Source organism: Caballeronia insecticola (genome assembly GCF_000402035.1).
GTDB classification, from domain to species: domain Bacteria; phylum Pseudomonadota; class Gammaproteobacteria; order Burkholderiales; family Burkholderiaceae; genus Caballeronia; species Caballeronia insecticola.
The window spans coordinates 662,197-676,309 of sequence record NC_021287.1 but is presented as its reverse complement, the minus strand read 5'-3'; the positions used below and the strand labels follow the sequence as shown (position 1 = coordinate 676,309).

At 64.9% G+C, this 14,113-nt stretch carries 16 protein-coding genes, 1 other RNA gene and 1 riboswitch; of the genes, 7 read left to right on the top strand and 10 right to left on the bottom strand.

Translation table 11 applies throughout. The annotated features are described in order from the left end of the window. Nucleotides 1–5: 5 nt before the first annotated feature. Genes cobC through BRPE64_RS03080 form a run of 6 tightly spaced genes read right to left on the bottom strand, consistent with a single transcriptional unit; the run spans nucleotide 6 to nucleotide 6,094 of the window. Nucleotides 6–596 (bottom strand): alpha-ribazole phosphatase, encoded by a 591-nt coding sequence (cobC, locus tag BRPE64_RS03105; protein WP_016344566.1) that lies wholly within the window; start codon nucleotides 594–596, stop codon nucleotides 6–8. After that, nucleotides 581–1,342, bottom strand: coding sequence for an adenosylcobinamide-GDP ribazoletransferase (locus BRPE64_RS03100; RefSeq protein WP_016344565.1), 762 nt, complete (start codon nucleotides 1,340–1,342; stop codon nucleotides 581–583). Before BRPE64_RS03100 ends, cobC begins: the two co-directional genes overlap by 16 nt. 1 nt (nucleotide 1,343) lies before the next feature. Beyond that, the gene (gene cobT / locus BRPE64_RS03095; RefSeq protein WP_016344564.1) at nucleotides 1,344–2,396 is read right to left on the bottom strand and encodes a nicotinate-nucleotide--dimethylbenzimidazole phosphoribosyltransferase; all 1,053 of its coding nucleotides are present in this window, start codon (nucleotides 2,394–2,396) and stop codon (nucleotides 1,344–1,346) included. A gap of 10 nt (nucleotides 2,397–2,406) precedes the next feature. Next, entirely contained in the window at nucleotides 2,407–3,183 is a 777-nt protein-coding gene (locus BRPE64_RS03090; RefSeq protein WP_044041177.1) for an ABC transporter ATP-binding protein, read from the bottom strand. Continuing rightward, nucleotides 3,180–4,208, bottom strand: a complete 1,029-nt coding sequence (locus BRPE64_RS03085; RefSeq protein WP_016344562.1) for a FecCD family ABC transporter permease — start codon at nucleotides 4,206–4,208, stop codon at nucleotides 3,180–3,182. The genes BRPE64_RS03090 and BRPE64_RS03085 overlap by 4 nt, the downstream gene beginning before the upstream one ends. After that, a complete protein-coding gene (locus tag BRPE64_RS03080) occupies nucleotides 4,205–6,094 on the bottom strand; it encodes a TonB-dependent receptor domain-containing protein (RefSeq protein ID WP_044041176.1) in 1,890 nt (629 codons plus the stop codon). The genes BRPE64_RS03085 and BRPE64_RS03080 overlap by 4 nt, the downstream gene beginning before the upstream one ends. A gap of 77 nt (nucleotides 6,095–6,171) precedes the next feature. Next, nucleotides 6,172–6,472, bottom strand: a riboswitch (cobalamin riboswitch). Nucleotides 6,473–6,708: 236 nt separating this feature from the next. Here BRPE64_RS03080 and BRPE64_RS03075 point away from each other — a divergent pair. From BRPE64_RS03075 to BRPE64_RS03060, 5 genes are all read left to right on the top strand, one after another. Beyond that, complete coding sequence (locus BRPE64_RS03075; RefSeq protein ID WP_016344560.1) at nucleotides 6,709–7,089, top strand: hypothetical protein; 381 nt, start codon at nucleotides 6,709–6,711, stop codon at nucleotides 7,087–7,089. Continuing rightward, entirely contained in the window at nucleotides 7,086–7,400 is a 315-nt protein-coding gene (locus BRPE64_RS03070) for a cell division protein ZapA (protein ID WP_016344559.1), read from the top strand. Before BRPE64_RS03075 ends, BRPE64_RS03070 begins: the two co-directional genes overlap by 4 nt. A 93-nt stretch (nucleotides 7,401–7,493) precedes the next feature. Further along, nucleotides 7,494–7,676: non-coding RNA, 6S RNA (ssrS, locus tag BRPE64_RS32085), on the top strand. Nucleotides 7,677–7,780: 104 nt separating this feature from the next. Next, on the top strand, nucleotides 7,781–8,239 hold the full coding sequence (locus BRPE64_RS03065; protein ID WP_016344558.1) for an EVE domain-containing protein: 459 nt from the start codon (nucleotides 7,781–7,783) through the stop codon (nucleotides 8,237–8,239). An 88-nt stretch (nucleotides 8,240–8,327) separates the two neighbouring features. Next, the gene (locus BRPE64_RS03060) at nucleotides 8,328–9,059 is read left to right on the top strand and encodes an SIMPL domain-containing protein (protein WP_016344557.1); all 732 of its coding nucleotides are present in this window, start codon (nucleotides 8,328–8,330) and stop codon (nucleotides 9,057–9,059) included. Nucleotides 9,060–9,099: 40 nt separating this feature from the next. Here the strand turns inward: BRPE64_RS03060 and lgt are convergent, their stop codons facing one another. Both lgt and BRPE64_RS03050 read right to left on the bottom strand, forming a co-directional pair. Further along, the gene (lgt, locus tag BRPE64_RS03055; protein WP_016344556.1) at nucleotides 9,100–10,002 is read right to left on the bottom strand and encodes a prolipoprotein diacylglyceryl transferase; all 903 of its coding nucleotides are present in this window, start codon (nucleotides 10,000–10,002) and stop codon (nucleotides 9,100–9,102) included. A gap of 37 nt (nucleotides 10,003–10,039) precedes the next feature. Continuing rightward, complete coding sequence (locus BRPE64_RS03050; RefSeq protein ID WP_016344555.1) at nucleotides 10,040–10,999, bottom strand: LysR family transcriptional regulator; 960 nt, start codon at nucleotides 10,997–10,999, stop codon at nucleotides 10,040–10,042. Between the two features lie 119 nt (nucleotides 11,000–11,118). Between BRPE64_RS03050 and ilvD the strand changes: the two genes are divergently transcribed. Both ilvD and BRPE64_RS03040 read left to right on the top strand, forming a co-directional pair. Further along, entirely contained in the window at nucleotides 11,119–12,792 is a 1,674-nt protein-coding gene (gene ilvD / locus BRPE64_RS03045; RefSeq protein WP_016344554.1) for a dihydroxy-acid dehydratase, read from the top strand. 123 nt (nucleotides 12,793–12,915) lie between these two features. After that, nucleotides 12,916–13,278 (top strand): c-type cytochrome, encoded by a 363-nt coding sequence (locus BRPE64_RS03040; protein ID WP_016344553.1) that lies wholly within the window; start codon nucleotides 12,916–12,918, stop codon nucleotides 13,276–13,278. A gap of 4 nt (nucleotides 13,279–13,282) precedes the next feature. Here BRPE64_RS03040 and BRPE64_RS03035 read toward each other — a convergent pair whose 3' ends face one another. Together BRPE64_RS03035 and BRPE64_RS03030 are read right to left on the bottom strand one after the other, a co-directional pair. Continuing rightward, nucleotides 13,283–13,624 carry a DUF2486 family protein gene (locus tag BRPE64_RS03035; RefSeq protein WP_016344552.1) on the bottom strand — a complete coding sequence of 114 codons (342 nt, stop codon included), beginning with the start codon at nucleotides 13,622–13,624 and terminating at the stop codon, nucleotides 13,283–13,285. A 70-nt stretch (nucleotides 13,625–13,694) separates the two neighbouring features. Next, nucleotides 13,695–14,111: a DNA polymerase III subunit chi gene (locus BRPE64_RS03030; protein WP_016344551.1), complete on the bottom strand. Its 417-nt coding sequence runs from the start codon at nucleotides 14,109–14,111 to the stop codon at nucleotides 13,695–13,697. Between the last annotated feature and the right edge of the window lie 2 nt (nucleotides 14,112–14,113).

Genomic DNA, 14,113 nt, shown 5'->3' with positions numbered 1-14,113 from the left:
CATGATCACGCGTTCCAGCGCACGAGCAGCCACCGTCCGCGCACGCGCCTGAACCACGCGATCGCGCAGAAATCGAGCGGCCATTGCAGCGTATCGTCGCGCGCAAGACCGAGCAGATGCGCCGCGAGCACGCGCACGACGCCCGCATGCGCGATCACATGCACGTGCTGTGCGGACTGCCGCTCGACGCATGTCTCGTCGAACCACGCCACCACGCGCGTCGTGAATTGCGCGAGACTTTCGCCGCCGTGCGGTGCCGCATGTTCGATATCGGCGGCCCAGGCATCGATGAGCGCGCGATCGATCGTGTCCCACTTGCGGCCCTCCCATGCGCCGAAGTCCAGCTCGGTGAGACGCGCATCGACGTGCATATCGATATGCACGTCGGCGGCGAGTGCTTGCGCGAGCGACATGCAGCGCGTAAGCGGACTCGTGTACCAGCCATCGACGCACACGGGCACGCCCAGCGCCTTCATGCGCGGCGTCAACGCGTGCGCGGACGCGCTGGCGTCGCTTTGCAGCGGGACATCGGTGTGCCCATAGCACACGCCCGCCTCGACGGCCACTTCCGGATGCCTGATCAGAACGAGATCCATGCCAGCCCGCTGAGATAAATCGCGATTTCGAAAACCTGCTGCGCGAAGCCCAGACAATCGCCGGTATAGCCGCCGATGCGCTTCACGAAATATCGCCCGATGATGAAGCGCAGCACGATCAGCACCGCGAGCGTCGAGCACGCGAAGCGCCAGTCGATCGCGAAGAGCCACGGCAGGCCGAAGCCCAACGCCAGCGCAAACGACGCAAGACTCATGCGTTGCGCGACCGGCTTCGCCTTGCCTTCCGCGCGCACGTAATCGAGCGTGACGAGATAGCTGATCGCGAACGCGCGGCTCGCCGCATGCGCGCCGAGCATGATCCACGCGGCACGTTCCGGCGGCAACGCGGCAAGCGCCTGCCATTTGAGCGCCAGCGCAATGACAATCGCAATCGCCCCGAACGCGCCGATGCGCGAGTCGTGCATGATGCGCAGCGCGTCCTCGCGCGTGTACGCGCCGCCGAATGCATCGACGCTGTCGGCAAGACCGTCTTCGTGAAATGCGCCGGTCAATGCGAGCGTCGCGGCCATCGACAGCAATACGGCGACGCCCGCCGGAAACACGCGCAACGCCGCGAGATAGACGAGCGCCGCGACGCCGCCGACCATCGCGCCGATAAGCGGAAAATAGCGCGCCGCCGCGTTCAGATAACCGCGCTCGAAGCCGACCCAGCGCGGCACCGGCACGCGCGTGAAATAGCCGAGCGCGGTGAAGAAATAGCGCAGTTCGTCGAGCGGACGGTTCATCTCAATCGGCTTTGCCGGAGACGCCCGCGGATTCGAAGCTCGCCATTTCATCGACGAACGCGACGGCCGCGCGCAGGATCGGCAGCGCGAGCGCAGCACCGGTGCCTTCGCCCAGCCGCAGGTCGAGTTGCAAAAGCGGCGCGGCATCGAAATGCGCGAGCATGCGACGGTGCCCCGCTTCGTCCGATGCATGCGCGAACACGCAGTAATCGAGCACATCGGGCGCGATCTTCGATGCGACCAGAAGCGCTGACGTCGCAATGAAACCGTCGACGAGAATCGTCATGCCTTCGCACGCGGCGGCGAGATACGCGCCCGTCATCATCGCGATCTCGAAGCCGCCGAAGGTCGCGAGCGCATCGAGTGCATCGCTTTCATCGGGATGCAGCGCGAGCGCGCGGCCGAGCACGTCGCGTTTATGCGCGAGGCCGCGGTCGTCGAGGCCCGTGCCGCGTCCGACGCATTCGTCGATCGGCAGGCCGCACAGCCGGCTCATCAGGCACGCCGCCGCCGATGTATTCGCGATGCCCATCTCGCCGAAGCCAATCACGTTCGTGCCGAGCGACGCGTGATGCCGCACGCGCGCCGCGCCGCGCGCGATGCCTTCGAGCGCGGTCTCGCGCGACATCGCGGGCTCATGTGCGAAGTTGCGCGTGCCGAGTCCGAGCGACAAACGCTCGTAACCGTGATCGATCGGAATCGGCGTCGCGACGCCCGCATCGACGACTTCGAGCGTCATGCCGACCGAGCGCGACAACGCGTTGATCGCCGCGCCCCCGGCGAGAAAATTCGCGACCATTTGCGCAGTCACTTCCTGCGGATACGAACTCACGCCCTCTTTCGCGATGCCATGATCGGCGGCGAAGACGATCATCGCGGGACGTTCGATGCGCGGCTTCGTCGTGCGCTGGATCAGGCCCATTTGAAGCGCGAGCGCTTCGAGACGGCCGAGGCTGCCGGGCGGCTTCGTCTTCGTATCGATGATGTGGCGCAGTTCGCCTTCGAGCGCGCGCTCGAGTGCGCGGGGCATCGGGATGGCGTCGGGAGTGGGCATCGTGACTCCTTCAGGAACGGTGAATGGACGGCACGAGCGCTTCGTGCTCGCCGTCGCGGATCAACGCGAGCGGATAGCCGAAGGCCGCGCTCGCGCGTTCGGGGGTGAGGACTTCGGCGACCGGGCCCGCGCACGCGCCGCCGCGGCCGTCGAGCAGCAACGCGTGCGTCGCGAAACGGCGCGCGAGATTGAGATCGTGGCACGAGAAGATTACGGTGCGCTTGTCCGCGCGCGCGGCGCCGCGCAACGCATGCAGACAGTCGATCTGATGATGCAGGTCCAGATGCGCGAGCGGTTCGTCGAGCAACAGCAGCGGAGCGTTCTGACACAGCGTGGCGGCCAGCGCGACGCGCTGACGTTCGCCGCCGGAAAGCGTCAGCACGTCGCGCGCGGCGAACGACGCGAGGCCGAGCGCATCGAGCGCGGCGCGGGCGGCGGCGCGATCGTCGTCGCTTTCCCAGCCCCAGCCGGTGAGATACGGGAAGCGGTTGAGCAGCACGGTATCGAGCACGGTCGCGCTGAAGGCATCGTGCGTGGCCTGCGGCATCAGTGCGCGGGCGCGCGCGAGTTCCGCGCCACGCCATGCACTGAGCGCGCGGCCATCGAGCGATACGCTGCCCGCGGCGGCTTTCAGAAGGCCGGCGAGCACGTTGATGAGCGTCGTCTTGCCTGCGCCGTTCGGCCCGGCGATGCACCACGTTTCGCCCGGCGAAAAGCGCTGCGTGAGACTGTCGATGAGAGTGCGCGCGCCCGCGCGCAGAACGATGCCATCGACATGCAAGCTCATCGCGGTCTCCTGAGCAGCATCCACAGAAACATCGGCACGCCGATCAGCGCCGTGACGACGCCCACGGGCAATTGCGCCGGCGCGATCACGGTGCGCGCGGCGAGGTCGGCGGCCATCACGGCGAGCCCCCCGCCAAGCGCGGCGGCGGGCACGAGCATGCGCTGGTCGTTGCCGAAGGCAAGGCGCAACAGATGCGGCACGACCAGTCCGACGAAGCCGATGGTGCCCGCCGTCGTCACCGCCGCCGCCGCCGCGAGCGAAGCGACGAGATACACACGCAGACGCAGCCGCGCGACCGGCACGCCGAGCGCATGCGCGGCGGCGTCGCCGCGCAAGAGCACGTTCAGTTGCGGCGCGACGGGCACGATCACCACGAGCGCGACGGCAATCGCGATCAGCGCGAGCCACGGCGGCGCCGCGCCGTTGAGGTCGCCGGTGAGCCAGAAGATCATGCCGCGCAGCCGGTTCTCGGGCGCGATGCTCAGCATCAGCGTGATCAGCGCGCCCCAGCCGGAGGCGACCACGACGCCCGTCAGCAGCAGCCGGGGCGACGCATCCTGACTGCTGCGCCAGACGTCGCGGCGCGCGAGTCCGAGCACGATGACGATCGATGCGAACGCTCCCGCGCACGCGGCAAGATCGACGCCCCACCACGGCGACGATGCCAGCATCGCCGCGAGCGCGAACGTCGCCGCGCCGCCGGACACGCCGAGCACGTACGGTTCGGCGAGCGGATTGCGCAGCAACACTTGCAACAGCGCGCCCGCGAGCGCGAGCAATGCGCCCGCGCCGAAGCCGGCAAGCGCGCGCGGCAGACGCAGCGTGAGCACGATTTCATCGGCGATATCGGGGGTTGCAGCATGGATGTGCAGCAATGCCGCGAACGTCCGCGACACGGGCAACGCGACGCTGCCCAGCGCGAGCGACGCCACGAACACGACGCACGCCGCGACGCCGAGCGCGATCCAGATCGTGGTCGCGCGGGCAAAGTTCATCGTGCGCGGGCGTTCAAGCGCGTCGCTCACGACGGATGCCAGCCGAGCGTGATGTAGGCGCCGCGCCGCGGCGTGTTGTACGAGTACGCAAGTTCATAGTCCTTGTCGAACAGGTTATCGACGCGCGCGGTCACGTACCACGACTTCGAGATGTCGTAACGCGCCGACAGATTCACGATGCCGTAACCCGCCAGCGTCGAATCGAAATCGCTGCGCTCGCCGCTCACGATCCATTCGCCGCCAACGCGCCAGCGCCCGATCGTGCGATGCGCCGCGAGCGTCGCGAAATGCCGCGCACGCCGCGTCAGTTCCTCGTGATTCGTCTCGTCGACGGGATTCTGGAACGTCACGCCCGCGCGCACGTCGGTCGCGCCGACATGCCCCGCCCACGATCCCTCGACGCCCTGCACCTTCGCGCGCCCGACGTTCTGCGCGATATAGAAGCCGCTGCCGTCGGACACGTAATCGATCAGATTCGAATAGCGCGTCTGAAACAGCGTGACGCGCGCGACGCCGATCGCATTCGATGCGTACTGCAACGCCGCCTCGACCGAATGGCTGCGCTCCGGCTGAATCGACGGATTGCCGCTGAACGGATAGTAGAGGTCGTCGAAACTCGGTGCGCGAAACGACGCCGCATAGCTCGCGCTCGCCTTCCAGTGCGCATCGAAGTTATACGCGTAGCCCAGATAGTAGCTGTTCGCGCCGCCGAAATCGGAATACTGATCGTGACGCAGATTCGCCTGCAATTCGCTCGCGCCGATGCGCCCGACATAGCCCGCGAACACCGAATTCACATGCCGGTCCGGCGCGCTGAACTGATCGGAATCGAGCGTCTGGTCGAGATGCTCGTAACCGAAAAGCAGCTTGTGCGCGGCCGTGATCCGAATGTCGTTCTGCCACGTATATTGACGATCCTCCGAGTTGAAGCGGCTCGTGTAGACGCCGTTCTGCTCGATGTTCGCGCGATCCTGTCCCTGCCCGATGATGAAGTGCGTGGTCCAGCTATCGGTGAGCTTACCGTTCGCGAACACCGACGCCGAACGCACGCGGTCGTGCGATTCGTTGAGATCGGTCGGCAGGCCGTAGGCATCGTCGAAACTGTTGATGCCGTTCGATTGCAGGAAGCGCACGCCGGCGTCCCACTTGTCGCTGAACTGATGGCGCAGCGTCGCCGCGACGCTCTCGTTCAGATAGCCGTTCGCGTTCGGATTCGCGCCGGGCGCCTTCGCCGGATCGAGCGACGAGAAGCCATCGGTCTTTTCGCGCGACAGGTTGATGCTGAACGTGGTGCGGCCGTCCTGATCGAGTGCGCCGCTCACGCCCGCAGATTGCCGCTGCGTGTGATAGCTGCCGTACTCGGCTTCGAAGCTGAAGCGCGGCGGATGCGCGTTGCCTTCCTTCGTGAAAATTTGCACGACGCCGCCGATCGCGTTCGAGCCATACAGCGCCGACACGTTGCCGTTGACGACCTCGACGCGCCCGATCTGATCGAGCATCAGTTGCGAGAGTTGCGCCGCACCGAGCGACGCCGATTCGACCCGCACGCCGTCGATCAGCACGAGCGATTGCGACGACGCCGCGCCGCGTATGAAAAGCCCCGAGTTCGCGCCCGGTCCGCCGTTGCGCGTGATCTGCACGCCGGGCGCGAGCGCGATCAGGCCGAGCGCATCGCGGGCGCCGGAATCGGCGATATCCTGTTCGTCGAACAGCGACGTCTGCGGGATGGCATCGGCGAGCGGCTGCGGCGCGCGCGTCGACGTGACGACGATGGGGGCAAGCGTTTGCGAGGTGTCGTCGGCGGCCTGGGCCGCGTGCGCGACGCTGGCGAGCGGCAAACCAACGACAGCGACAACAGCGGCGAGCATGCCGCGAAGAGCAAGGCCGTCCTTGAACGCGGCCAGTGGCGATAGCATGTGAAGGATCCGTTTCGCGTGAGCGCGGCCCCGCTCCCCGCGAGGTCGATGCGCGACGAACGCGCCTCGCCTTGCAGCGTGCGCGTCGAACTCCGGCCGGTATCCGGGCTGGCGACACATCGCCCCGCCTTCCCGCGCATTCGTGCGCAGTGGCATCGACACGTTTCTTGCAGTGGTTTCGCGTGATGAGAAAACCCGCGCCAATCATGCAGAAACGCGCAAGGGACGACTTGCAACTTGCGTTGCGGTCGCTTACCGTTGCGGGGGCAGCACAGGTTGGCTCGTCCCGGTTTGCTTCGAGGACTTCGCTCCCTGTTTCCCGTTTGACTGCATCCGCGAGATCCGCGAATGCGAGCACCAAAAGTGCGGCAAGTGTAGGAGCGCGTGTTAGGGCCGTCAAGAAAGCGCGCGGTCGAATACTGACACGGGTCACGACGAAGCGAACGAGAATCAGCCGAGCCACCTTCACGCGCTATGACAAGCTCGCGCGTTTTCTGCACACGAATGCATCGCTACATGCGCAAAATCGCGTGTTGTTACGTCTCGAAACGAGACAAATATCGGAAGCACCGTGGAACCGCGCTAAAATGCGAGGTCTTTAGAGGACGCAGCACATGCTCAACGAACTCGAATCACTGTCAGGAAATATCGGCCGGCTGATCCAGATCAGCGAGCGCCACAAGCAAGCGCATGCCGCGCTGCAGGAACAACTCGAACAGCTGCGCGCCGACTATGCCAATGTGCAAGCCGATCTCGCACAGGTTCGCGAAGAACGCGACACGCTGCAGTCCGAACGCGACTCGCTGTCCGCGAAGATCGACGACGCACAAGTGCGTCTGAACGCGATCCTCGAAAAGCTGCCGCGCGGGAAATCCGCGCAGCACGAAGAAGCCGACAATCAACTCGATCTCCTCGAACCCAGTTCGCCGAGCGCGCTTGAACATGCGCGTGAAGCGGAGCTGCACGGCGAACATCATCAGGGAGAGAAGGCATGACGACCACGCAAATCGAAGTATCCATTCTCGGACAGCCGTATCGTCTCGCGTGCTCGCCGGAAACGGAAGGCGCGCTGCGCGAAGCGGTCGCGCGCGTCGATGCCGAAATGAACAAAGTACGCAATGCGAGCAGCGTGCGCGGCACGGATCGCATCGCGGTCATGGCAGCGCTTTCGCTGGCGTCGGAATTGCTTCGGCTGCAGGAAAGCGTGCGTCATGGCGAAGCATTCCCCGCCGAAGAAATTCGTCGCACGATGCATTCCATGAACGACCAGTTGAGCGCCGTCATTGCGCAACACGAAGCGCAGTAAGGCATCGGGCAAGCGCCAATCGCGCAGTCGATGTCAATCGAAAAAAGAAACTGCGCCGGGGCTGCATTGAGCAAACGATTGGTGTAGAGTGACGTTTCCCTGCCTGGTACGCCAAGGTCATATATTCCTTGAACCAATGCTACATTGGCACGGTTGTGGAACCTTGCAACACGGGCGCGCGCGTCACTCTGTCTGATGTACCCGAAGTGTTGCTTACTGCGACCAATCTTGAACCCAGGTTCAGGATGCCGGCCTAGCGGCTGTGGCGGGGACCTAATTTAGTAGGTATCACTGCTTTGCATTCATGAGCGGCATCGGTTTTTTCCGATGCCGTTTTCATTTGCATCGTTGCATCGTCGATCAACGCATAGCGAACAAACATGCGCTACTGGCTGATGAAGTCCGAACCGGACGAAGCAAGCATCGATCATCTCGCACACGCGCCGAAGAAAACGCTGCCGTGGACGGGCGTGCGCAACTATCAGGCACGCAACTTCATGCGCGATCAAATGCAGATCGGCGACGGCGTGCTCTTCTATCATTCGAGCTGCCCCGAGCCGGGCATCGCGGGCATCGCGAAAGTGTGTTCGACGGCCTATCCCGATCCCACACAGTTCGACCCCAAAAGCGATTACTACGACGCGAAGTCCACGCAGGAAACGCCGCGCTGGATGCTCGTCGACGTGAAGTTCGTCAAGAAGACGCCGTTGATTCCGCTCGCGACGCTGCGCGAACATCAGGAACTCGCGGACATGCAAGTGCTTGCGCGCGGCAATCGCCTGTCGATCACGCCGGTGACCGACGCCCAATGGCGATTTATTACCGAGCACCTGATCTAACAAGGAACTTACGACCCGCACGCCACGCCTAAATGCCGTCGCAAATCATGCGACGGTTTCATGCCAATGAGGCGTTCGGAGTCCTTTGATGATCAACAAGAAAACCGCCGCCGCGCTCGCCCTCCTCGCGATGTCCGGCGCCGCGCTCAGCTTCTCTCAAACGGCCGCCGCGCAAACGGTGCTCACTCAGCCGCAGCCCTCGGGCGTGCTTTCGTTGTCGGCGCAGGCAAGCGCGCAGGTGGCGCAAGATGTCGTCGACATCACGCTCTTCTACGAGCAGGAAGCCGCCGACCCGTCATCGCTCACCAACACGCTCAATCAACGCGCAGAAGCCGCGTTGCGCGAGGCGAAGGGCGTCGAGGGCGTGACGGCCAGAAGCGGGTCGTTCACCGTGTATCCGTCGACGGATCGCGACGGCAAGATTTCCGCATGGCGCGGCCGCACGGAAGTCGTGCTCGAGTCGCATGATTTCGCGGCGGCGTCGAAGCTCGCGGGCAAGATGAGTTCGTCGATGCAAGTGGGCAGCGTCGCGTTCTCGCTGTCGCCGGAAGCGCAGCGTGCCGCCGAGGCGAAGCTCGTCACGCAGGCAATCGAGTCGTTCCGCAAGCAGGCGCAGACCGCCGCGCAGGCCTTCGGCTACGGCAATTTCACGATTCGGGAAGTGAACGTCGGACGCAGCGGCATTCAGCCGCGCCCGGTCATGATGATGCAAGCGCGCGCGATGAGCGCCGATGCCAAGATGGCCGCGCCGATCGCAATGGAAGCCGGCACGACGACGGTGACCGTCGACGTGTCGGGTTCGGTGCAGATGGGGCGTTAAGTCTTTTTGCGGGGCGGCGCATAACCGCCCCGCGCGTTTGTCAGGCCTTCGCCGATTCGGGCGGCAGACGCAGATTGCGCTTGTACGCCCACACCATCATGAGCACGCCGACGATGATCATCGGCAGCGAAAGCCACTGGCCCATAGAAAGATTAAACGCCAGCAGGCCGAGATAATCGTCCGGTTCGCGCGCGAATTCCACGGTGAAGCGCGCGAGTCCATAGCCGATCAGGAACAGCGCGGAAATTGCGCCCACCGGCCGCTGCTTGCGCGAAAACGTCCAGATCAGGATGAACAGCACGAGCCCTTCAAGCGCGATCTCGTACAACTGCGACGGATGGCGCGGCAGCATGTGATAACGCTGGAAAATCTCGCTGAGATGATATTGCGCATCGAGTTGCGGATTCTTCGAGAGCCAGATCGCATCGTCGTTCGATGAATTCTGGAACAGCATCGCCCACGGCGCGTTCGGGTCGGTCACGCGGCCCCACAGTTCGCCGTTGATGAAATTGCCGAGACGCCCCGCCGCGAGGCCGAGCGGCACCATCGGCGCGACGAAATCGGTCACCTGCAGCCAGGTGCGCTTGCGCTGAAACGCGAACAGCGTCATCGCGAGCGTCACGCCGAGAAAGCCGCCGTGAAACGACATGCCGCCTTCCCATACCTTGAAGATATCGAGCGGATGCGCCGCGTAGTAACTCGCCTTGTAGAAGAGCACGTAGCCCAGGCGTCCGCCGAGGATCGTGCCGAGCACGCCGTAGAACAGCATGTCGTCGATGTCCTTGGCGGTCCAGCCCTGCTGCGCGACATACGGCAGCCGCAACCGCAGCCGGCCGATGACGATGGCCGACACGAACGCCACCAGATACATGAGGCCGTACCAGCGCACGGCGAGCGGTCCGAGATGAATCGCGACGGGATCGAAATTGGGATGTATGAGCATTCTGATGTGAGAGCTTTAAGCGGACTTCAAGGGCGAATCATAAAGCACCGGCCGCGGCGGCCCGCGTTCGGACGATATCGATGAATCCGGCGAGCACCGGACTCACCTCCGCCGCGCGCCACACGAGCCCGGTTTCGACGAGCATTTCCGGCGCATTCAGCGGACGCAGCGGACGATACACGACGCCCGTGCGCCGCAGATGACGCAGCGAGCGCGGCACGAGCGCCACGCCCATGCCCGCCGACACGAGGCTCACGATGGTCTGCATCTGGATCGCCTCCTGCCCGACGCGCGGCGTGAGTCCTGCCGCACCGTAGCAACCCATGATGATGTCATACAAACCGGGCGCGAGCCGTCTCGGGAAGACGACGAGCGGCGCCGCGGCGAGCGCGTGCAGATCGACGGGCGTGTCGGCCCATTCGTCGGCGCCCAGGCCGAGTTCGAGCGCCGCATCCGCCGACATCGCGATGACGAGCGGCTCGCGCGCGATCGGCAAATACGACAGCGCGCTCGCGTAGCGCGGCGGCAGCGGCGGAATCACGAGACCCGCGTCGATGCGTCCGGCGACGAGTTCCTCGATCTGCACGTCGCTGGTCGCCTCGCTCAGTTGCAGCCGCACGCCGGGATAGCGCGCGCCGAAATCGCGCAGGAGCGCCGGCAAAAGACCGTAATCGGCCGTCGACACGAACGCGAGCGACAGCACGCCCGCCTCGCCGCGCGCGAGCGACTGCGCGAGCGGACGCAGCGCGTCGGCGGCGGCGAGCAGACGCCGCACTTCGGGCAGCAGATCGTGGCCGACCGGCGTCAGCTCGACGGTGCGTTTCGTGCGCACGAACAGCGCGACGCCGAGCGCCTCTTCGAGCGCGCGGATCGCCTGCGAGAGCGGCGGCTGCGTCATTGCGAGGCGCGCGGCGGCGCGGCCGAAGTGCATTTCTTCGGCGACCGTCACGAAATAGCGCAACAGACGCAGCTCGATGGGCGGGTTTCTCGGCTCCATTGATATGTTTTACGACCTAATAAGCCTTGAATAATATATTGGACAGGCACATCGCGGGCGGCGCATGCTTGCCGGACCGGATAAAAAAGTCCCCAAAAAGTCCCCTCAAGGAGCCGATCATGGCCTTCAATCGCCGCTCGAAGCACATCACCCAGGGCGTCGCGCGCTCGCCCAATCGTTCGATGTATTACGCCCTCGGCTACAAGGAGGAAGACTTCGACAAACCGATGATCGGCGTGGCCAATGGTCACTCGACCATCACGCCGTGCAACGCGGGCCTGCAGCGACTGGCGGACGCCGCCATCGAGTCGATCAGGAAGTCGGATGCGAATCCGCAGATCTTCGGCACGCCGACCATTTCCGATGGCATGTCGATGGGCACCGAAGGCATGAAGTACTCGCTCGTCTCGCGTGAGGTGATCGCGGACTGTATCGAGACGGCCGTGCAGGGACAGTGGATGGACGGCGTCGTCGTGATCGGCGGCTGCGACAAGAACATGCCGGGCGGCATGATCGGCATGGCGCGCATGAACGTGCCGTCGATCTACGTGTACGGCGGCACGATCCGGCCCGGCAACTGGAAGGGCAAAGATCTGACTATCGTGTCGTCGTTCGAAGCGGTGGGCGAATTCACGGCGGGACGCATGTCGGAGGAAGACTTCAAGGGCGTCGAAAAGAACGCGTGCCCGAGCACCGGCTCGTGCGGCGGCATGTACACGGCCAACACGATGAGCTCGTCGTTCGAGGCGCTCGGCATGTCGCTGATGTACTCGTCGACGATGGCCAATCCCGATCAGGAGAAGGTCGATTCCGCGGCCGAGTCGGCGCGCGTGCTCGTCGAGGCAGTGAAAAAGGACTTGAAGCCGCGCGACATCATCACGAAGAAGTCGATCGAGAACGCGGTGGCGCTGATCATGGCGACGGGCGGCTCGACCAACGCCGTGCTGCACTTTCTCGCGATCGCGCACGCGGCCGAAGTGGAATGGAGCATCGACGACTTCGAGCGCATGCGCAAGAAAGTGCCGGTCATCTGCGATCTGAAGCCGTCCGGCCAGTATGTCGCGACCGATCTGCACAAGGCCGGCGGCATTCCGCAAGTGCTCAAGATCCTGCTCGACGCGGGCCTGCTGCACGGCGACTGCATGACGATCACCGGGCGCACCATCGCCGAGGAACTGAAGGACGTGCCGAGCAAGCCGCGCGCCGACCAGAAGGTGATTTACCCGATCGAACAGGCGCTCTACAAGCAAGGCCATCTCGCGATCCTGCGCGGCAACCTCGCGGAAGACGGCGCGGTTGCGAAGATCACGGGCCTGAAGAATCCGGTCATCACGGGACCCGCGCGCGTGTTCGAGGACGAGCAAAGCGCAATGGACGCGATTCTCGGCGACAAGATCAAGCCCGGCGACATCCTCGTGTTGCGCTATCTCGGCCCGCAAGGCGGCCCCGGCATGCCGGAGATGCTTGCGCCGACATCGGCGATCATCGGCAAGGGGCTCGGCGAAAGCGTCGGCTTCATCACCGACGGACGCTTCTCGGGCGGCACGTGGGGCATGGTCGTCGGGCACGTCGCGCCGGAAGCGTACGCGGGCGGCACGATCGCGCTGGTGCAGGAAGGCGATCCGATCACCATCGACGCGCACAAGCTGCTGCTGCAACTGAACGTGGACGACGCGGAACTCGCACGCCGCCGCGCCGCGTGGAAAAAACCCGCGCCGAAATACACGCGCGGCGTGCTGGCCAAGTTCGCGGCGCTCGCGCTGCCGGCCAATCGCGGCGCCGTGACGGGCTGATCCGGGCGTCCCGCATCCGAACGACGGGGCGCGCGTGCGCCCCTTTTTCATGCTGCATGCGCGGCGATCCGTCTCCTATAATGCGCGACAACACGAACGGGGCGTGTGCATCGGGGAGACCAGATGAATGCAAAGCGGGAAGGTTTCGTCGCGGGGATCGCGGGAATTGCCGGAATTGCGCTGCTCGCCGTGCTCGGCACGGCGCACGCGCAGGGCAACGATATGTCGATGTCGACGTCGATGCAGGGCTTCGCGCAGAGCCACAACTGCATGAGTTGCCATTCGGTGTCGCGCACGTTCATGGGACCGTCGTTCGACAGCGTCGCGCACCGCTACGCGCAGGTCGACGGCGCGCGCGCGACGCTCGCGCGGAGAATCGTCGAAGGCGGCGTGGGCGTGTGGGGCCCGGTGCCCATGCCCGCGAACACGCAGATTTCGTCCGATCAGGCCGTGGCGCTCGCCGACTGGATTCTGTCGCTGCGCTAAACCGTCACTCGCCGCGCTGGCGGCGCAGTTCGGTCTCGACCGCCTCGCGCACCCATTCGCTCATGCGGCCTTCGAGCGCCATCGCGACTTCGCGCGTGATCGCGGCGACGAGTTGCGTCGATTGCTCGCGCAGCACTTCGCGGCAGCGTTCCTCGATCAGCCCGCGCGCTTCGCCCGTCAGAAAGCCCGTGAAGCGGCCGCGCAGGCGCTCGGCGAGCAGTTCGGCATCGTATTCGATCGCGGCTTCATCGACGGACGGCGCGCGCGCGTATTCCGGCTTGCCGGGCACGACGACATCGGTCAGGACGGGGATCGAAGGATCGAAGGTTTCGGGTTTATTGGTCATGTGGCGGGTCTCCTGTTTGATGCGAGGTGTCATGCGAGGGTAGCGCAACCAGAACGCGCCCTCTGTTCGCTCAACCGCCCTGTTTGTGCGTCTCGATGGCATAGCCGCGATCCCGATAGAAGCGAAACCGTTCCCGTCCCGCGGCCAGTTCGTCGCCGTCGCTGCCGACAATTTCCACCAGCCGTTCGAAGCGCGCGAACTGCGCGGGCACCGGCGCGCCCAGATTCACGAGCACCTGATGGTGCGGCGCTTCGTCGAGATTCGAGGTGAGCACGACCGGCGTGTCCTGCGCGAGCGGGCTTTTCGCCATGCAGTGCGGCACGAATTCGAGCGGCTGGAAGGTCCACAACTGCTCGTCGAACGCGGCGAGACGCGCCGGCTCGGCGAGCACGACGAGCGGCTTGCCGCTCAGATACGCCTTGCGCGCGAGGCGGCAGGCGTATGCGAGCGGATCGCCGACATTCGTATGAAAGTCGATGCGCGTCACGG